Here is a 394-nt window from a genome sequence, read left to right on the forward strand (position 1 = left end):
GCCTTCCATCTGTTCCAGAACGGCGGCGAGCGCGTCGCGCCCCTCGCTGCGCGTGTCCGGCGTCAGGTGCTGCCATTCGAACAGAAAGCGCATGAAGTCGTGCCGTTCCACGGGCTCGATCTCGCGGCGCAGCCGCTTGACGGTGTAACGGTGAATGCGCGCAAGAAGGTGGCGCTCACACCATTCCTCTTCCGACGTGTTCGGCGTGAAACGTCCACGCATCACATAGCCTTCTGCTTCGAGACGTCCGAGCGCCTGTTCGACCGATGTCCGCGGCAGCTTGAGCGCATCTGCAATCGCGTCGGCGGGCAGCGGGCCGAAACCGGTCAGCCGGGCGCGCAGTACGTCGAGCAGCGCGTCGTCGGCGCTCCATTCGTCGGTGTAACCCTTCGGC

At 65.5% G+C, this 394-nt stretch carries 1 protein-coding gene; it reads right to left on the reverse strand.

From position 1 onward, the window contains the following. Window positions 1-394: hypothetical protein (locus SB822_RS55230; RefSeq protein WP_410858864.1), on the reverse strand; the 394-nt coding region annotated here is incomplete at both ends.

This window comes from Paraburkholderia sp. SIMBA_054, from assembly GCF_046534875.1.
Classification (GTDB): Bacteria; Pseudomonadota; Gammaproteobacteria; order Burkholderiales; family Burkholderiaceae; genus Paraburkholderia; species Paraburkholderia hospita.